18 protein-coding genes and 1 tRNA gene are annotated in these 17,385 nt (G+C 70.8%); 2 read left to right on the top strand and 17 right to left on the bottom strand.

Annotated elements, in window-relative coordinates:
* The first annotated feature begins 10 nt into the window (after positions 1-10).
* Positions 11-1,111 carry an IS1249 family transposase gene (locus ACU6WY_RS05255; protein WP_483821400.1) on the top strand — a complete coding sequence of 367 codons (1,101 nt, stop codon included), beginning with the start codon at positions 11-13 and terminating at the stop codon, positions 1,109-1,111.
* Positions 1,112-1,265: 154 nt separating this feature from the next.
* Here ACU6WY_RS05255 and ACU6WY_RS05250 read toward each other — a convergent pair.
* Positions 1,266-1,342: transfer RNA gene (locus tag ACU6WY_RS05250), tRNA-Pro, on the bottom strand.
* A gap of 126 nt (positions 1,343-1,468) precedes the next feature.
* Between ACU6WY_RS05250 and ACU6WY_RS05245 the strand changes: the two genes are divergently transcribed.
* Positions 1,469-1,852 (top strand): RNA-binding S4 domain-containing protein, encoded by a 384-nt coding sequence (locus ACU6WY_RS05245; protein WP_483821399.1) that lies wholly within the window; start codon positions 1,469-1,471, stop codon positions 1,850-1,852.
* 279 nt (positions 1,853-2,131) lie between these two features.
* Here the strand turns inward: ACU6WY_RS05245 and ACU6WY_RS05240 are convergent, their stop codons facing one another.
* From ACU6WY_RS05240 to ACU6WY_RS05165, 16 genes are all read right to left on the bottom strand, one after another.
* On the bottom strand, positions 2,132-3,034 hold the full coding sequence (locus ACU6WY_RS05240) for an NUDIX domain-containing protein (protein ID WP_483821398.1): 903 nt from the start codon (positions 3,032-3,034) through the stop codon (positions 2,132-2,134).
* A 113-nt stretch (positions 3,035-3,147) separates the two neighbouring features.
* Positions 3,148-3,591, bottom strand: a complete 444-nt coding sequence (locus ACU6WY_RS05235) for a DUF805 domain-containing protein (RefSeq protein ID WP_483821397.1) — start codon at positions 3,589-3,591, stop codon at positions 3,148-3,150.
* Positions 3,592-3,868: 277 nt separating this feature from the next.
* Positions 3,869-5,392 (bottom strand): ribosome biogenesis GTPase Der, encoded by a 1,524-nt coding sequence (gene der, locus ACU6WY_RS05230; protein ID WP_483821396.1) that lies wholly within the window; start codon positions 5,390-5,392, stop codon positions 3,869-3,871.
* Entirely contained in the window at positions 5,382-6,101 is a 720-nt protein-coding gene (gene cmk / locus ACU6WY_RS05225; RefSeq protein ID WP_483821395.1) for a (d)CMP kinase, read from the bottom strand. The genes der and cmk overlap by 11 nt, the downstream gene beginning before the upstream one ends.
* The gene (locus tag ACU6WY_RS05220) at positions 6,094-7,227 is read right to left on the bottom strand and encodes a prephenate dehydrogenase (RefSeq protein ID WP_483821394.1); all 1,134 of its coding nucleotides are present in this window, start codon (positions 7,225-7,227) and stop codon (positions 6,094-6,096) included. Before ACU6WY_RS05220 ends, cmk begins: the two co-directional genes overlap by 8 nt.
* A gap of 52 nt (positions 7,228-7,279) precedes the next feature.
* Positions 7,280-8,050 carry a pseudouridine synthase gene (locus tag ACU6WY_RS05215; RefSeq protein WP_483821393.1) on the bottom strand — a complete coding sequence of 257 codons (771 nt, stop codon included), beginning with the start codon at positions 8,048-8,050 and terminating at the stop codon, positions 7,280-7,282.
* Entirely contained in the window at positions 8,047-8,646 is a 600-nt protein-coding gene (scpB, locus tag ACU6WY_RS05210; protein WP_483821392.1) for an SMC-Scp complex subunit ScpB, read from the bottom strand. The genes ACU6WY_RS05215 and scpB overlap by 4 nt, the downstream gene beginning before the upstream one ends.
* On the bottom strand, positions 8,636-9,478 hold the full coding sequence (locus ACU6WY_RS05205; RefSeq protein ID WP_483821391.1) for a segregation and condensation protein A: 843 nt from the start codon (positions 9,476-9,478) through the stop codon (positions 8,636-8,638). Before ACU6WY_RS05205 ends, scpB begins: the two co-directional genes overlap by 11 nt.
* A complete protein-coding gene (locus tag ACU6WY_RS05200) occupies positions 9,462-10,364 on the bottom strand; it encodes a ParA family protein (protein ID WP_483821390.1) in 903 nt (300 codons plus the stop codon). The genes ACU6WY_RS05205 and ACU6WY_RS05200 overlap by 17 nt, the downstream gene beginning before the upstream one ends.
* An 86-nt stretch (positions 10,365-10,450) precedes the next feature.
* A complete protein-coding gene (gene xerD / locus ACU6WY_RS05195) occupies positions 10,451-11,380 on the bottom strand; it encodes a site-specific tyrosine recombinase XerD (RefSeq protein ID WP_483821389.1) in 930 nt (309 codons plus the stop codon).
* Position 11,381: 1 nt separating this feature from the next.
* Positions 11,382-11,960, bottom strand: coding sequence for an NUDIX domain-containing protein (locus ACU6WY_RS05190; RefSeq protein WP_483821388.1), 579 nt, complete (start codon positions 11,958-11,960; stop codon positions 11,382-11,384).
* Position 11,961: 1 nt separating this feature from the next.
* On the bottom strand, positions 11,962-13,671 hold the full coding sequence (locus tag ACU6WY_RS05185; protein WP_483821858.1) for a CTP synthase: 1,710 nt from the start codon (positions 13,669-13,671) through the stop codon (positions 11,962-11,964).
* Positions 13,672-13,801: 130 nt separating this feature from the next.
* On the bottom strand, positions 13,802-15,502 hold the full coding sequence (recN, locus tag ACU6WY_RS05180) for a DNA repair protein RecN (protein WP_483821387.1): 1,701 nt from the start codon (positions 15,500-15,502) through the stop codon (positions 13,802-13,804).
* Positions 15,499-16,419, bottom strand: coding sequence for an NAD kinase (locus ACU6WY_RS05175; protein ID WP_483821386.1), 921 nt, complete (start codon positions 16,417-16,419; stop codon positions 15,499-15,501). The genes recN and ACU6WY_RS05175 overlap by 4 nt, the downstream gene beginning before the upstream one ends.
* Complete coding sequence (locus ACU6WY_RS05170; RefSeq protein WP_483821385.1) at positions 16,416-17,216, bottom strand: TlyA family RNA methyltransferase; 801 nt, start codon at positions 17,214-17,216, stop codon at positions 16,416-16,418. Before ACU6WY_RS05170 ends, ACU6WY_RS05175 begins: the two co-directional genes overlap by 4 nt.
* Entirely contained in the window at positions 17,213-17,374 is a 162-nt protein-coding gene (locus tag ACU6WY_RS05165) for a hypothetical protein (protein WP_483821384.1), read from the bottom strand. Before ACU6WY_RS05165 ends, ACU6WY_RS05170 begins: the two co-directional genes overlap by 4 nt.
* Between the last annotated feature and the right edge of the window lie 11 nt (positions 17,375-17,385).

Genomic DNA, 17,385 nt, shown 5'->3' with positions numbered 1-17,385 from the left:
ACCCTTAGTCGTGGACCTTCCGACGAACTCGACGACTTGTCTGGTATGCGGGTCGCTGCTGGTGAAGAACGGGCGGACGTCGGCAGGGACGCAGCGGTGGCGGTGCCCGTCGTGCGGAGCATCGTCGACCAGGCGCCGTCCCGACGTCGCGCGTCGAGAACAGCTCCGCCGGTTCGTGAACTGGATCGTAGGCAAGAGCACCCAAGCCGAAACAGATGGGACGGCGTCGGGACGATCCTTCCGCCGCCGGTCTGCGTGGTGTTGGGAGCTGGTTCCCGATCTCGGGAAAGTCGAGACGGTCCACCACGCCGTCCTCGTCGACGGTGTCTGGGTAGGAACGTGGTGCCTACTGATCGCTCTCAGCGACACCGGACGCGTCCTGGCCTGGCAGTGGTGCGCCCGCGAATCGACCGCCGCGTGGGCTGCGTTGGTGGAACAGGTTCCCGCGCCCGCCGTCCTCGTCTCCGACGGCGGCTCCGGTCTACCCAGCGCGCTCAGACGATGCTGGCCAGAGACCGCGCATCAACGCTGCATCTTCCACCTGCAAATGAACATCACCCGCCATCTGACGCGACACCCGCGAACTACCGCCGGCAAAGCGTTACGACGCCTGGTGATGGACCTCAGCGCCGTCCGCGACGAAACCGCCGCGATCGAGTGGCAGCTTCGCCTCGAGCAATGGTGGCAGGCCTTCGGTCACCTCACCCGGGAACGCACCATGTTCCGCAACGGACAGTGGGGCTTCACCCACGACCGCCTCCGCAAAGCCTGGCTACTGATGCGCCTGGTCACACGCCGTCAGACCCTGTTCACTCACATCGTCTACGGCACCCCGCGCACGACCTCCGCGTTAGAGAGCCTCAACGCCCAAATCCGCGACCTGCTGCGCCGACACCGCGGAATGAGCGAACAGCACCGCCGCCGCGCAGTCGAATGGTTCCTCACCCTCCGAGAACTTCCCCTCGAGCACGCCCTCGACCTCGCACGCCCCACCGAGACCCCCATCCCCGCAGCGCACGTCGACGAACCCCTCGGGCCCGCCCTCTACGACACCGCCCTCAACCCCGAGGAAGGCCTCTGGACCCGAACCGGATGGGCAGGACGCGGCTAACACGCCCGACCCATACACACTTTTTGGCCGATAACCCGCAACGCGATGCTGCCAGACACAACAGCGACAGAAAAGGCCTCCCGCATCTCTGCGGGAGGCCTTTCGTCGACCTCTACGAGGCTCAACTTGTCCAATGGTTTGAACATCCTCGAAATGGTCGGGATGACAGGATTTGAACCTGCGACCCCTTGACCCCCAGTCAAGTGCGCTACCAAGCTGCGCCACATCCCGTCGCCCGCGAGCGGGCAACTCCCCTATATTAGCCCCTCCTCGGCACCGCCGCGAACCAGACGCAGCCCGGGCGTGTGGCGCCTCTCCACAGCCACTTACGATGGAGGTTCGCCCGAAGGAGCCCGAATGCCGGATGCCACCACCTCCGCCCGCGTCGACGCGTGGCTGTGGGCGGTACGCGTCTACAAGACACGGTCGGCGGCGACCACGGCGTGCCGCGCGGGTCATGTGCGGGTCAACGGCGAGCGGGCGAAGGCGGCCCAGCCGGTGCGCCCGGGCGACGAGTTGCGCGTGCGCATCCAAGGGTTCGACCGGATCCTCGTCGTAAAGAAGACGATCGCGAAGCGCGTCGGCGCGGCGCTCGTGGCCGAGGCGGTCGACGACCGCACTCCCCCGCCGCCCCCGAAGGAAAGCATGCCGTTCGTTCCGGTCCGCGACCGCGGCGCCGGACGCCCCACCAAGCGCGACCGCCGCGACATCGAGAAGCTCCGCGGCCGCGACCTCGACTGACGACATTCCCGCTCGGCCCCCGGCCCGCCGCGCACATCCTCACCGACGCGCACAAACTCAGCCCACCCACCGCCACCGCAGCTTAGGTTGCGCACATCACTGAGCCAGCGCCCCGCGCCGGCCAGCACCACCGCCCCGGCCCCCCGCCGCGCCCACGCTCAGCGATGCGCACAGACTCAGCCGACGCACCACCGCCGCAACTGAAGCTGTGCGCATCACTGAGCCAGCGCCCCGCGCCGGCCAGCGGCGCTACTGTCACCGCAGCGTCGAACCAGCCCCTCAGCCCAGCTGCTCCCGCAACCACCGCACGCCGCGCACCGACGCCCCGAGCTCCTCGACCCGCGCCGCGAGCCCGCGGTCGCTCGTCACGACGATCACCGGGTTTCGGGAATCCACGAGCGCGCGGGCGACCTCGACGATCTCGTCGTCGCCCGACCCCGGGGCGTGGAACACCCGAACCTGACCGGCATCCACGTCCGCGGAACGCGCCTCGCCCTCGAGCACCGCCGCGACGAACGGGAACCAGCGCGTTCCCGCGAGGCCGAGGTGCTCGGCATCCATTCCGTCGACGGCCAGTCGCGAGAGCTGACCGACCAGGCGTTCGGCCGCGCCGGCGCGGTCTTTCCACCACCCGTCGGGTGTGGAGCCCATCACGTTCGCGATGTCGACGATCACGGCGGGGCGCGCCGACAGCGCGTCGCGCAGCACCGGCCACGCCGAGGCGAATCCCGGATGCAACGGGCGGGATGCCACCTCGTCGACCGGCACCCACTCCAGCGCCACGCTCTCGGGGTCGCTGATCACCGGCTCGAACGGCGTGGTCACGTCGGCGACGAGCGTCGAATAGCTCCAGATGCCGAGGTCGAGCACGCTCTCGAAGCGGGGCTGCACGGCATCCACCGGCACACCCGCCTCCTCCGCCGACTCGCGCAGGGCCCCGTCGCGCGCGGACTCACCCTCGTGCCGCGCACCCCCGGGGAGCGCCCAGGTGTTGCCGAAGTGGCTCCACGACACCCGGTGCTGCAGCAGCACGCCGCGCGCCGCGTCGAGGGCGAGCAGGCCCGCGGCACCGAACCGGCCCCAGTACCTCTCCCCCGTGGGCGCGACCACCCAGGCATCGCCGGGATCGCGGGGCCCGTGCGGACGCCGCGGTTCGCCGGGGGCGGGAGGTTGGATCGTCATCCTCTCCAGCCTGGCACACCCCCGAAGCGCCCGGCGCGCCTCGCGTCACACGCCGCCGCCGAAACGACGACGCGCCCCGACCCAGAGCGGGTCGGGGCGCGTCGAGGAAGGTGTTACGCGTCGAAGCGTGCGCCCTCCGGCTTGGCGTCCAGAAGCATGAACACGAACAGGATGATCCCACCGACGAAGGGCACGAAGGCGATGAAGATCCAGAAGCCGCTGCGGTTGGTGTCGTGCAGCCGACGGACGGTGAGGGCGAGGTGCGGAATGATCGTCACCAGCGACCACAGACCGTAGATCACGTAGAACACCAGTCCGAGACCGGAAGGACCCACCGCGCGGCCCATCTCATCAACGGTCGGACCACCGGTGGCGAGGGCCAGGACGACGAGCACCATGCCCACGAGGAACATCACCAGCGCCCACCACCAGTACTCGCTGCGGCTGGCACGCCCGGTGAAGGTGGCGTATTTCTTGAAGAAGCGCTGCACGGCGGCGCCGATCGGCGCCCCGTAGTACGGCTGGTTCAGCGCCGGGACGGCCTGCTGATTGGTCATGATGAACCCCCATCACGGCATCGACGGGATGCCACTCCGGCGGCCCGGGAATAGTCCGCCGGAGTGGACTCTATCGACTCACAGGTGCCTTTCAGGAAACATGACACGCCGACTCGCGACGCATTCTTCGCGACAGCGCAGGACGCCGCCACCGCCGCGGCACTTCGCGCGAGATGCCGACGCGGGAAAGTGTCGACGCGCCGAGCCCCGATCACACGCGAAACGACGAACGCCCCGCCTTCCCGAAGGGGAAAACGGGGCGTTCGCGCGCGGCGACTCAGCGCTGGCGCTTCTCGCGGATGCGCATGTTCAGCACGATCGGTGTGCCCTCGAAGCCGTAGATCTCGCGCAGGCGCCGCTGGATGAACCGGCGGTAGCCCGGGTCGAGGAATCCGGTCGTGAACAGCACGAAGGTCGGCGGACGCGTGGCCGCCTGCGTGCCGAACAGGATGCGCGGCTGCTTGCCCCCGCGCAGCGGGTGCGGGTGCTCGGCGACGAGCTCGGCGAGGAACGCGTTGAACTTGCCCGTGGGAATGCGCTGATCCCACGACTCCAGGGCCGTCTCGAGCGCGGGCACGAGCTTGTCGAGGTGGCGTCCGGTGCGGGCCGAGATGTTCACGCGCGGCGCCCACGTCACGTGCGCCAGGTCTTGCTCGATCTCGCGCTCGAGGTAGCGGCGACGGTCGGCGTTCTCCATGTCGTCGTCGTTCAGGCGGTCCCACTTGTTGAACGCCAGCACGAGCGCACGGCCCGACTCGAGCACGAGGTCGATGATGTTCAGGTCTTGCACGCTGATCGACTGCGACACGTCGAGCACGACGACGGCCACTTCCGACTTCTCCAGCGCGGTCGAGGTGCGCAGCGACGCGTAGAAGTCGGCGCCCTGCTGCAGGTGCACACGACGACGGATGCCGGCGGTGTCGACGAGCGTCCAGAGCTTGCCGCCGAGCTCGACGACCTCGTCGACGGGGTCACGGGTGGTGCCCGCGAGCTCGTTGACGACGACGCGCTCTTCGCCGGCGGCCTTGTTCAGCAGCGACGACTTGCCCACGTTGGGGCGCCCGAGGATCGCGACACGACGCGGGCCGCCGATCTCGTACTTCGCCACCGCCGAGATCTGGGGCAGCACCTTCATGAGCTCGTCGAGCAGGTCGGCCACGCCGCGCCCGTGAATGGCCGAGACAGGGTGCGGCTCGCCGAGGCCCAGGTTCCACAGCGCCGCGGCCTCGGGCTCGTGTCGAGCGTCGTCGACCTTGTTGGCCACGAGGAACACGGGCTTCTTGGTCTTGCGCAGCAACCGCACGACGTGCTCGTCGGTCGCGGTCGCGCCCACCGTGGCATCCACCACGAACAGCACCACGTCGGCGAGGTCGATCGCGACCTCGGCCTGCGCCGCCACCGAGCGGTCGATGCCGCGGGCGTCGGGTTCCCAGCCGCCGGTGTCGACGAGCGAGAAGCGGCGGTCGAGCCACTCGGCCTTGTACGTCACGCGGTCGCGCGTGACACCGGGGGTGTCCTCGACGACGGCCTCACGGCGCCCGAGGATGCGGTTCACCAGCGCCGACTTGCCCACGTTCGGGCGGCCGACGATCGCGACCACCGGCAGCGCGGGCAAGAACTCGATGCCGTCCTCGCCCGACGCGAGGCCCGCGAGGAGCTGCGCATCTTCTTCGTCGAGGTCGAAATCCTCGAGGCCGGCGCGCAAGGCGGCGGCGCGCTGTTCGGCCAAGACCTCATCGAGCTCGGCCATCTTCTCGGCGAGCTGGTCGGGCCCGCCTTCGTACTCGTCGTCAACGCCCATCGCGGGCTCCCATCGTGGAGTCGACGACGTTCAACACGGCGTCGACGGTCTGTTCGAAATCGAGGTGGGTCGAATCGACCACCTGCACGCCGGGAGCGGCGGTGAGGAAGTCGACGACCGTGGAATCGGCGGCGTCGCGCTGGTGCAGCGCGGCAGCCACCCTCGCGGCGTCCTGGTCGGTCAGTTCGGCGCTGCGCCGCGCGGCGCGCACCTCGGGGGCGGCCGTGAGCAGAATGCGCACGAGCGCGTCGGGGTACACGACGGTGGTGATGTCGCGGCCCTCGACCACCACTCCGCGCAGACCCGAGGATGCCACGAGCCGGCGGAACAGGTCGTTGATCGCCTGCCGCACGGCGGGAACGCGGGCCACGCCGCTCACGGCATCCGTCACGCGGGGCTCGCGGATCGCGGCCGTGACATCGGTGCCGCCCACGCGCACCCAGCGGTCGGCCGGGTCGAGCGAGATGGCGTAGTCGAAGTCGCCGAACACCTCGAGCACCGCGGTGGCATCCGAGGTGTCGGCGCCGTGCGCCAGGGCGTGCCAGGCGAGGGCGCGATAGGCGGCGCCGGTGTCGAGGAAGCCGAAACCGAGGCGCTCGGCGGTGGTCTTCGACACGCTCGACTTGCCGCTTCCGGCGGGACCGTCGATCGCCACGACGGCGGGCGCACTCACCGCGGGCTTGGTCAGGGAGGGGGTGGCATCAGTCATGGGTGGTGCTCGCAATCCGCCATCCGCGCTGCTGGAGCCCGTCGACGGCTCGGTGGACGGCGTCGGGAACGACGCTGATCTCGGCCAGGCCGAAGGGAGCCCCCGGCGAGTGCTCGAGACGCAGGTCTTCGACGTTGACGTCGAGCTCACCGAGCTCGCCGAAGAGGCGCCCCAGCTGGCCCGCGGTGTCGTCGACCATGACGACGAACGTGTCGAACCGGCGGTTCTGGCCGTGCTTGCCGGGCAGGCGCTCGACGCCCTCGTTGCCGCGGCGGATGGTGTCGGCCACCGTCCGGCGGGCGCCGGGAGCGTCGGGGTCGCGCAGCGCGTCGGCGACGTCGGTGAGGTCGGCGGCGAGCTGGTCGAGCACCTCGACCACGGGCGCGGCGTTCGCGCCGAGGATCTGCACCCACAGCTCGGGAGCGGATGCCGCGATGCGGGTGGTGTCGCGCACGCCCTGCCCCGCGAGACGGAGCGAACCGTCGGGGGCGGTGACGAAGCGACCGGCGAGGAGGCTCGCGACCAGCTGCGGCACGTGCGACATGAGCGCGACGGACTCGTCGTGCTCTTCGGGGGTCATCTCCACGAGCGAAGCGCCTAGGTCGAGGGCGAGGCCCTCGACGAGCGAGAGGTCGTGCGCCGAGGTCTCGCCGTCACGGCAGACCACCCACGGGCGTCCGACGAAGATGTCGGCGCGCGCCGAGATCGCTCCCCCGCGTTCGCGGCCGGCCATCGGGTGCGACCCGATGTAGTGCGTGAGGTCGACGCCGCGGGAGCGCAGCGTGCGCAACGGCTCGAGCTTGACGCTCGCGACATCGGTGACGACCGCCCCGGGGAAGGCCGCGAGTTCGCGCTGCACCACGTCGGCGACGACGTCGGGCGGCACCGCGACCACGATGAGCGAGGGTCGGTCGTCGTCGCGCTCGGCGCGGCCGGCGCCGTAGTCGATCGCGAGGCGCAGCTGCGACGGAGAGGTGTCGGCGAGCACGACGTCGACCCCGCGGGCGGTCAGCGCGTGCCCGATGCTCGCGCCGAGCAGACCCGAGCCGACCACGCGCACGGTGCCGCTCGTACGGGTCGCCAAGGGCGCCTCCGCGCGCGCGGGCGTTCCGTTCGGTTCGATCATCGGGTCTCCTGCTGCCCTGGCGGTGACGCTGGCACCGCGCGGCGCCCGTGTGTCACTCGGCCGGAGCGGCCGGAGCGTCGCTGTCCGAACGGGACAGCGTCAACAGTGCGCCACGTTCCACTGTAGTCAACTCCCGAGCCTTCCCCACCGGGAGAGTTCCCAGGTGGAGCGGGCCGAACTGCCGCCGCACCAGTTCGACGACGGGGTGACCCACCTCGGCCATCATGCGCCGGACGATCCGGTTGCGCCCGGAGTGCAGCGTCAGCTCCACCAGACTCGCCCCCTTCGAGGCATCCAGCAGGCGCGCCTTGTCGGCCGCGATCGGTCCGTCCTCGAGCTCGACGCCGCGGGTCAGCCGCGCGATCGTCTGCGGGGTGACGAGGCCGTCGACCTTCGCGATGTACACCTTGGTCACCCCGAACGAGGGGTGGGCGAGCACGTGGGCGAGGTCGCCGTCGTTCGTGAGCACGAGCAGGCCGCTCGTGTCGGCGTCGAGGCGTCCGACGTTGAACAGACGCTCTTCCCACTCCGCGGTGAACTGCCGCAGGTCGGGCCGACCACGGTCGTCGCTCATCGAGCTGACCACGCCGGTCGGCTTGTTGAGGATCACGTAGCGCTTGGAGGCATCCAACTGCACGGCCACCCCGTCGACGTCGACGAGGTCGTTCTCGGGGTCGATGCGCGAGCCGAGCTCGGTCACGACCTCGCCGTTTACCCGCACGCGTCCCTCGACGATCATCTGCTCCGAGACGCGGCGCGACGCCACCCCGGCGTTCGCCAGAACCTTCTGCAGCCGTACGCCCTCGGTATCCATCTCACTCATCTGAGCACCTCTCCATCGAATCCGTCCGCGCCGTCGTCGAGCAACGGCGAGATGTGGGGCAACTCGTCGAGCGAATTGATCCCCAGGTTGATCAGCAGCTGATCCGTCGTGCCGTAGTGGATCGCGCCCGTGTCGGGGTCGGTGAACACCTCGGTGATCAGGCCCCGAGCCAGCAGGGTGCGTACCACCGAGTCCACGTTCACGGCCCGAATGGATGCCACCTGCCCCCGCGTCACGGGCTGCTTGTACGCGATGACGGCCAGGGTCTCCAGCGCCGCCTGAGACAGCCGCGACGGCGCCTGGGTGTTCACGAACTCCCCGACGACGTCGTCGTACTCCTCGCGCACGTACAGCCGCCATCCGCCGCCGACCTCGCGCAGCTCGAAGCCGCGGCGAGGACCGCCGGACTCGCCGTCGTAATCGGCGACGAGCGCCTCGACGGCCTGGCGCACCGCCGGAACGGGCGCGGCAACCGCGGCGGCCAGGCTCACGAGGCTCTGCGGCTCGTCGACGACGAGGAGGATCGCCTCCAGGCGACGGGCCACGGATGCCGTGTCGTTCGGCCGCTCGGTCGGGGCGGCGAGGTCATCGGTCATAGTCGGCTCCCAGGGCGGCGAGGTTCTCTTCCGACCACCTCTCGGCGGTCCAGCGCAGGGTCAGCTCCCCCAGCGGTTCGAGCTGCTCGAACGACAACGCGGCGTGCCGGTAGAGCTCGAGGATCGCGAGGAACCGCGCGACGACGACCCCGGTCTGGGTCACGCCGGCGACCAGGTCGCGGAAGTTCAGCGTTCCCGCCCCGCGCAGCAGCGTCACGACGATCGCGGCCTGCTCGCGGATGCTGACCAGCGGCGCGTGCAGGTGATCGAGGCCCACGGTCGGCGGCTGCTTCGGGGCGAGGGCGACCACGGCGAGCGCCGCGAAATCCTCGGCGCTGAGGGTCCACACGAGCTCCGGCACGGCGCTGCGGTACTTCTCGTCGAGGCGCGCGCTGCGGGTGTGGCGTCGGTCCTCCCGCTGCAGGGAGCGGGCGAACCACGCCGACACCTCTTTGAACGCCCGGTACTGCAGCAGCCGGGCGAAGAGCAGGTCGCGCGCTTCGAGCAGCGCCACGGATTCGGCATCCACGAGTTCGCCCTGCGGCAGGAGCCCGGCGATCTTCATGTCGAGCAGGGTCGCCGCCACGACGAGGAACTCCGACGCCTCGTCGAGGTCGCCGGCCGGACCCATGGCCCGCAGATAGGCGATGAACTCGTCGGTGACGCGGCTGAGCGCGACCTCGGTGATGTCGAGCTCGTGCGCCGAGATGAGGTTCAGCAGCAGGTCGAAGGGGCCGTCGAAGACGGGCAGAGACACCCGGAAGCCGGTGGCCTCGTCGGCTCCGCCGTCCGGCGCGGTGGCAGCGGTGCCGTCGTCAGGCGACAGCGCCACGGGCGACCAGTTCCCGCGCCAGCCGCAGGTAGGCCTGTGCGGCGGCGTGCTCGGGCGCGAACTCCGTGATCGGCATGCCCGAGACCGAGGCATCCGGGAACTTCACCGTGCGACCGATCACCGTTTCGAGCACGTCGTTGCCGAACGCCTCGACGACGCGCTCGAGCACCTCGCGCGAGTGCAGCGTGCGCGGGTCGTACATCGTGGCCAGGACGCCGTCGAGCTCGATCGCGGGGTTGAGGCGATCGCGCACCTTGTCGATCGTCTCGATGAGCAGAGCCACACCGCGCAGCGCAAAGAACTCGCACTCCAGCGGAATGAGCACGCCGTGGGCCGCCGTGAGGGCGTTGACGGTGAGCAGGCCGAGCGAGGGCTGGCAGTCCACGAGCACGACGTCGTAGTCGGCGGCGACCTTGCGCAGCACGCGGGCGAGGATCGTCTCGCGCGCGACCTCGTTGACCAGGTGCACCTCGGCCGCCGACAGGTCGATGTTGGCCGGGATCAGGTCGAGCCCCTCGACACGGGTCTGCACGATCACCTCACGCGGGTCGCGCTTGGTGTCGAGCAGGAGGTCGTAGATCGTGGGGACGTCGTGGGTCTGGATGCCGAGCCCCGCCGACAGCGCACCCTGGGGGTCGAAGTCGATCGCGAGCACGCGGCGGCCGTAGCCGGCGAGGGCTGCGGCGAGGTTGATGGTCGTCGTCGTCTTGCCGACGCCACCCTTCTGGTTGCACAGGGCGATGATGCGCGCCGGACCGTGGCTGTCGAGCGTCGGCGGCGTGGGGAAACCGTGGTACGGCCGTCCGGTGGGGCCGAGGATGACCTCGTCCGCGTTCTTCGCCGTCCCCTTCGTGCTCGCCGACACCGAGTCTCCCGCCTTCGTCATAACGTTCCCGAGTCTACTCGCCACCCCGCCGCGCGCCGGGAGACCCGCGGGGCGCCGGTGCACCGGTCCCGGGCGGACCGGGGTGCTCAGCGCGCCCGGGGGTGCGCGGTGGCGTAGACGTCGCGCAGCGCGTCGACCGAGACGTGCGTGTAGATCTGGGTCGTCGCCACCGACGCATGACCGAGGAGTTCTTGCACGACGCGCACGTCGGCGCCGCCCTGCAGCAGGTGCGTTGCGAACGAGTGCCGGAGCGTGTGCGGTGAGACGTGGGCGGTGAGCCCGGCGCGCTCCGCGGCCACCTGGATGATCAACCACGCGCTCTGGCGCGACAGCGGGGCGCCACGCACGCCGAGGAACAGGCGCGGCGTCGCGCGCCCCTTCGCCGCCCACGCCGGCCGCACCCGCGTGAGGTAGGCGTCGACAGCGGCCCGGGCGTACGACCCCACCGGCACGACCCGCTCTTTCGCGCCCTTGCCCCGCACGCGCAGCACGTCGCCGTGCGCGGTGTCGTCGACATCGAGCTGCACGATCTCCGACACCCGCGCCCCGGTGGCATACAGCAACTCCAGCAGCGCGCGGTCGCGCACGGCCGGCCCCTCGGCCGCGGAGGCGTCCGCCGATCCGGGCGCCGGGCCCGCGGCATCCAGCAGGTCTTCGACCTGGCCGATCGAGAGCGCCTTCGGCAGCCGCCGCGGTGCTTTGGGAGGACGCAGCCGTCCACTCGGATCGTCGTCGACGCTCCCCTCGCGCACGAGAAAACGGTGCAGCCCGCGCACCGAGGACTGCAGCCGCGCGAGCGACGAGGCCGCGGGCGGTGGCTCGGCCGCGGCCCGCTCGGCGGCGAACTCCGCCACCGTCTCGGCCGTCACCGACTCGACCTCGTGGATGCCGCGCTCCGCGAGCCACGCGCGGTACACCTCGAGGTCACGGCGATACGCCGCGACGGTGTGGTCGGAGAGTCCGCGTTCGAGCGCGACGTGCCGCAGATACGTTTCGACGGCGCGCTCGAGCCTCACGTCACGCCGACGCAGCCTCGCGGCGCAGCACCTCGGCGGCCGCCAGAACACCGGTGGCCAGGATGCCGTTGCGCAGACGCCCCGCCAGCACTCCGTCGATCACGTCGGCCAACGGCATCCGCTCCACCCGCATGTCGGACTCCTCATGCTCGCGCTCGTAGTCGGTGACGACGTCGCGGAGTCCTCGCGCGAGGAACAGGTGCACGATCTCGTCGTTGCCGCCGGGCGTGGTGTGGATCGACACGAGGTGCTGCCAGCGGTCGGCCGCGAGGTCAACCTCTTCGCTCAGTTCGCGCTTCGCCGTCTCGACGGGCGGCTCCCCCGCCACGTCGAGCAGCCCGGCCGGGATCTCCCAGTCGCGTTCCTTGATCGGCTGACGGTACTGCTGAATGAGCACGACGCGCTCGTCGTCGTCGATCGCGACCACCGCCGCCGCGCCCGGGTGCTCGACGTACTGGCGCGTCATCTCGCCGTCGCCGTACCGCACGGTGTCGGACCGGACGTCCCACACCGCACCCTGATACACGAGGTCGCTGGCGACGACCTCCAGGTCGACGGGCTCGTCGCGCAGCGACTCCATGTCAGTCCTCCTCGACGTCGTCGAACAGTTCGCTCGAGCGGTGACGCTCCAGCGCCGCACCGACGAGACCGCGGAACAGCGGGTGCGGCTCGGTCGGCCGCGACCGCAGCTCGGGGTGCGCCTGCGTGGCGATGTAGTACGGGTGCACGTCGCGCGGCAGCTCGACATACTCGACGAGGTCGAGGTCGGGGTTGAGCCCCGAGAACACCAGGCCGGCGTCACTCAGCTGCTGGCGGTAGGCGTTGTTGACCTCGTAGCGGTGGCGGTGACGCTCCGCGACGCGGTTCGATCCATACACCTCGGCGGCGAGCGAGCCCTCGGCGAGGTCGGCGGGGTACAGGCCCAGGCGCATAGTGCCGCCAAGGTCGCCGCTCTGGAGGATGTCGACCTGCTCGGCCATGGTCGCCACGACCGCGTGCACGGTGTCGGGGTCGAACTCGCTCGACGACGCGCCCTCGAGGCCGGCGACGGTGCGCGCGTACTCGATGACCATGCACTGCAGGCCGAGGCAGATGCCGAGCGTGGGGATGCCCTGCTCGCGCGCGAAGCGCAGCGCCCCGAGCTTGCCCTCGATCCCGCGGATGCCGAACCCGCCGGGCACGATGATCCCGTCGACCGCCGAGAGGGCCTTGGCCGCGCCCTCGGGCGTCTCGCACAGGTCAGAGGGGATCCACGTGATCTTCACGTGCGTCTCTTGTCCGAAGCCACCGGCCTTGATGGCCTCGGTGACCGAGAGGTACGCGTCGGGCAGGTCGATGTACTTGCCGACCAGGCCGATCGTGACCTCGTGCTTGGGGTTGTGCACGGCCTGGAGCACGCGCTCCCAGCGCGACCAGTCGACCTCGGCCGCCTTGTCGATGTCGAGCGCGTCGACGATGTAGGCGTCGAGGCCCTGGTCGTGCAGCATCGTCGGGATGTCGTAGATGCTCGGCACGTCGACCGCGTTGACGACCGCGTCTTCGTCGACGTCGCACATGAGCGCGATCTTGCGCTTGTTCGACTCGGTGACGGGGCGGTCACTGCGCAGCACGAGCGCGTCGGGCTGGATGCCGATCGAGCGGAGGGCTGCGACGGAGTGCTGGGTGGGCTTGGTCTTTTGCTCGCCGGAGGCGCCCATGAAGGGCACGAGCGAGACGTGCACGAAGAAGACGTTCTTGCGGCCGAGCTCATGACGGATCTGCCGCGCCGACTCGATGAACGGCTGCGACTCGATGTCGCCGACCGTTCCACCGATCTCGGTGATGATCACGTCGGGCTGCGGCGTCTCGGTCGCCTGCAGACGCATGCGGCGCTTGATCTCGTCGGTGATGTGCGGGATGACCTGCACGGTGTCACCGAGGTACTCGCCGCGGCGCTCGCGCGCGATGACCTGCGAGTAGATCTGCCCCGTGGTGACGTTGGCCGCCTGGCTCAGCTCGATGTCGAGGAAGCGCTCGTAGTGGCCGATGTCGAGGTCGGTCTCGGCCCCGTCGTCGGTGACGAACACCTCACCGTGCTGGAACGGGTTCATCGTTCCGGGATCGACGTTGAGGTAGGGGTCGAGCTTTTGCATGACGACGCGGAGACCCCGCGCCGTGAGGAGGTTGCCGAGGCTTGCCGCCGTCAGGCCCTTCCCGAGAGACGAGACCACACCTCCGGTCACGAAGATGTGCTTCGTGGTGAAGGCCGATGCCGTGGTGTCGTATGAATGTCCCGCGTCCGAAGTCTGCATCACGGGCTTCGATCCTATCAGTGAGTCGGAGGGTGGACGCCCGATGGTCACCGGGTGTTGGGGGAAGTCTCGCACCGACCTCCGACACCCGTGTCACCCGGGCGTGACGATCCGGTGTCGGGGCGGAGCGTCAGCGCAGGGTGCGCCCGGTCTCGAGGAGTTCGCGCGCGTGGGTGAGCGCCGCGTCGGAGTCGCTGAGGCCCGAGAGCAGCCGCGCCATCTCGGCCTCTCGTTCGGCGCCGTCGAGCCGCCGGACACTGGATGCCGTCACCGCGCCGTCGTTGCCCTTGACCACCGTCAGATGGTTCCCGGCGAACGCGGCGACCTGGGCGAGGTGGGTGACCGCGATCACCTGCGACGATTCGGCGAGTCGGGCGAGGCGCCGGCCCACCTCGATGGCCGCGGCGCCGCCGATTCCGGCATCCACTTCGTCGAAGACGAACGTCGGCACCGGGTCGACGCCGGCGATGACGACCTCGATCGCGAGCATCACGCGGCTGAGCTCGCCCCCGGAGGCGCCCCGCGAGACGGGCCGGGGATCGGCACCGGGATGCGGGGAGAGCAGGATCGCGACGTCATCGCGGCCGTGGGTGCCGGGCGCCGCCGACGGCGACACCTCGACGGTGAGCCGGGCGTCCGGCAGGGCGAGGGCGTGGAGTTCCTCCGTGACCAAGGCCCCGAGCCGTTCGGCGGCCTCGCGCCTCACGGTCGTGAGGGTGTCGGCCGCGGCATCGAGCTCGGCCGCGGCGGCGTCGCGCCGTTCCCCGAGCCGCGCGATCCGGTCGCCATCGTCGTCGAGCTCGAGCAGGCGCGCCGACCCGGTCTGCAGCAGATCGATCGCCGCCTCGACCGAGCCGTGCGCGCGGACGAGCCCGGCGAGCACACCGCGGCGCTCGTCGACGGCCGCGAGTTCGTGTGGCCCCGACTCGTCGAGGTCGGCGAGGTAGCCCGACAGGGCGACGGCGGCGTCGGTCGCGCGATACCCGAGGTCGGCCACCTGCTCCCCGATCGTCGCGAGCGCCGCATCACTGCCCGAGACGCGCTCGAGCGCCCGCCGCGCCTCCGCGAGCAGGGTGACCACGTCGGGGGTTTCGTCGTCGCTGGAGAGCACCGCGTGCGCGCTCACCGCGGCGATCCGCAGCTCCTCGGCGTTGGACAGGCGCTCCGCGCGACGCGCGAGCTCCTCTTCTTCGCCGGCCAGCGGTGCCGCCGCCTCGATCTCGACGATCGCGGCGCGTAGTTCCTCGGCCTCGCGGGCGCGATCGTCGCGATCCGCGGTCAGCGTCGAGAGCTCGGCATCCAGCGCCCGCCAGGCGTCCCACGCCGCGCGATACGCTCCGCGCGCGGCCACGATGGCTTCGCCCCCGAAGCGGTCGAGCGCGTCACGCTGGGCGGATGCCGAGCGCAACCGCAGCTGATCGGACTGCCCGTGCACCACGACGAGGTCGTCGGCCAGGTCGGCCAGCACTCCGGCCGGCGCCGTACGCCCACCGACCGTCGCGCGGCCGCGCCCTTCGCTCGACACCGTGCGCGCGAGGTACAGCTCCGCGGCACCGTCGCCGAGCGGCTCGACGTCGCCGCCGGCCTCACGCACGCGCGCGGCCACCGACCCGTCTTCGGGAACCACCCAGACACCTTCGACCGCAGCCTGCGCGGCGCCGGAGCGCACGGCGCCGGAATCGGCGCGCTGACCGAGCAGCAGCCCGAGGCCCGTGACCACCATGGTCTTGCCGGCACCCGTCTCGCCCGTGATGGCGGTGAAGCCGCGCCCGATGGGCAGGGTGGCGTCGGCGATCACGCCGAGGTCGCGCAGGTGCATCTCTTCGATCACGGCGTGCCTCCCAACGCGCCACGCCAGCCCGTCACGGGCAGACGAAACTTGCGCACGAGTCGGTCGGTGAAGGCTGCGGGGTGCAGGCGCGCCAGACGAACCGGCCGCGACGACCGGCGCGCCACCACCCGCGCGCCCGGCGGGAGTTCGTGCGAACGGCGACCGTCGCACCACAGGATGCCACTCCCGCTGGTGCGCTCGAGCACCTCCACCGCGACCGTGGCATCCGGGCTCACGACGAGCGGACGCGCGAACAGGGCGTGCGCCGACAGCGGCACCACGGCAATCGCCTCGACGGTCGGCCAGATGACCGGGCCGCCGGCGGAGAAGTTGTAGGCGGTCGAACCGGTGGGCGTGGCCATGACCACGCCGTCGCAGCCGAACGACGACAGCGGGCGACCGTCGACCTCCATCACGACCTCGAGCATGCGCTCACGGCTGGCCTTCTCGACGGTGGCCTCGTTCAGCGCCCACGTCTCGAAGATCACCCGCCCGTCGGCATCGAGCACCTTCACCGCGAGGGCGAGGCGCTCCTCGACGCGGTAGTCGCGGGCGATCACGCGGCGGACGGCGTCGTCCATATCGTCGCGCTCGATCTCGGCGAGGAAGCCGACGTGGCCCATGTTGATTCCGAGGATGGGGGCCGTGCCCCCGCGCACCGTCTCGGCCGCGCGCAGGATGGTGCCGTCTCCGCCCAGCACGATCGCCATCTCGAGGTCGTGGACGCCGGTGTCGACGCCGAGGGTCTCGACGCCCTCGAGCGACAGGCGCTGTGCGAGCTCCGGACGGTCCTCGGCCGAGACCACAGGCACCGCCCCCGCCGCGCGCACCGCGGACAGCACGCGCTGGGCCGCCTCGACGGTGTCGTCGCGGCGCGCGTGGACGACAAGGAGGATTCGGCGTTCGCTGGGGGTCATCGGCTTCCGGTCAGTCGGGTCACGGTGCTCTCCCATTCTGAGGGGTCGGTGCCACGGGAGTCCGAGAACCACGCCACGTACTCCTGGTTGCCGTGGGTTCCCACCAGTGGAGAGGCGATCACCCCCGCCGTCCGGAGTCCGGCGTCCCACGCGGCCCACAGCACACCGTGCACCGCGTCGGACCGCAGCGCCGGGTCGGTCACGAGACCACCCTTGACCGCCGTGCGGCCCACCTCGAACTGCGGCTTGATCAGGAGGACGGCATCGGCGGAGGGCGTGGCGGTGGCGACGACGGCGGGAAGCACGTGGTGGAGCGAGATGAAGGACAGATCGCCCGTGACCACGCTCGGACGCTCGGCGACCCCTGTCGCGGAAGCCAGGGACTCGGCGGTCATGAACCGCACGTTATACCCCTCCACCGACACCACCCCCGGGTCGGCGGCCACGACGGTGGACAACTGCCCGTGGCCGACGTCGAGCGCCAGTACCGGTTGTGCGCCCCGCTCGCGCAGCACCTGCGTGAATCCCCCCGTTGACGCCCCGAGATCCACGGCCACGCGCCCGGCGACGTCGATCTCGAAGGCATCCAGCGCGGCGAGAAGCTTGTGCGCGGCGCGGCTGACGTAGTGGTCGGCGCCGGCAACGGCAATCACCGCTTCGTCGTCGACGCGCACCGACGGCTTGACCACAGCGCGCCCATCGACGCTCACGAGTCCCTCGGCGATCAGCTGCGCCGCGTGCGAGCGAGAACGCGCGAGACCGCGCGCCGCCAGCTCCGCATCGAGTCGGCCGCTCATTCGTCGGCCGGCGTCGCCGCGCCCGATTCGAGTCGGCGGGCGAGCTCGTCGTGCAGGGCGGCGTAGGCGTCGGCGCGCGCGTCGAGAGGCTGTTCCTCGATAATGCGCAGGCGGCTGATCAGCTCGGCGTCGGCATCGGTCTCGCGGTCGTCCGACATGGATGCCATCG

Source organism: Microbacterium sp. ZW3a (assembly GCF_057167165.1).
This window is presented reverse-complemented; position numbering and strand designations above follow the sequence as displayed.

Bases quoted from the DNA above. Each gene is read 5' to 3' on its own strand.
- ACU6WY_RS05245 (WP_483821399.1), top strand. From the start codon at position 1,469: ATGCCGGATGCCACCACCTCCGCCCGCGTCGACGCGTGGCTGTGGGCG.
- ACU6WY_RS05240 (WP_483821398.1), bottom strand. From the start codon at position 3,034: ATGACGATCCAACCTCCCGCCCCCGGCGAACCGCGGCGTCCGCACGGG.
- ACU6WY_RS05235 (WP_483821397.1), bottom strand. From the start codon at position 3,591: ATGACCAATCAGCAGGCCGTCCCGGCGCTGAACCAGCCGTACTACGGG.
- der (WP_483821396.1), bottom strand. From the start codon at position 5,392: ATGGGCGTTGACGACGAGTACGAAGGCGGGCCCGACCAGCTCGCCGAG.
- cmk (WP_483821395.1), bottom strand. From the start codon at position 6,101: ATGACTGATGCCACCCCCTCCCTGACCAAGCCCGCGGTGAGTGCGCCC.
- ACU6WY_RS05220 (WP_483821394.1), bottom strand. From the start codon at position 7,227: ATGATCGAACCGAACGGAACGCCCGCGCGCGCGGAGGCGCCCTTGGCG.
- ACU6WY_RS05215 (WP_483821393.1), bottom strand. From the start codon at position 8,050: ATGAGTGAGATGGATACCGAGGGCGTACGGCTGCAGAAGGTTCTGGCG.
- scpB (WP_483821392.1), bottom strand. From the start codon at position 8,646: ATGACCGATGACCTCGCCGCCCCGACCGAGCGGCCGAACGACACGGCA.
- ACU6WY_RS05200 (WP_483821390.1), bottom strand. From the start codon at position 10,364: ATGACGAAGGCGGGAGACTCGGTGTCGGCGAGCACGAAGGGGACGGCG.
- ACU6WY_RS05190 (WP_483821388.1), bottom strand. From the start codon at position 11,960: ATGGAGTCGCTGCGCGACGAGCCCGTCGACCTGGAGGTCGTCGCCAGC.
- ACU6WY_RS05185 (WP_483821858.1), bottom strand. From the start codon at position 13,671: ATGCAGACTTCGGACGCGGGACATTCATACGACACCACGGCATCGGCC.
- ACU6WY_RS05175 (WP_483821386.1), bottom strand. From the start codon at position 16,419: ATGACCCCCAGCGAACGCCGAATCCTCCTTGTCGTCCACGCGCGCCGC.
- ACU6WY_RS05170 (WP_483821385.1), bottom strand. From the start codon at position 17,216: ATGAGCGGCCGACTCGATGCGGAGCTGGCGGCGCGCGGTCTCGCGCGT.
- ACU6WY_RS05165 (WP_483821384.1), bottom strand. From the start codon at position 17,374: ATGTCGGACGACCGCGAGACCGATGCCGACGCCGAGCTGATCAGCCGC.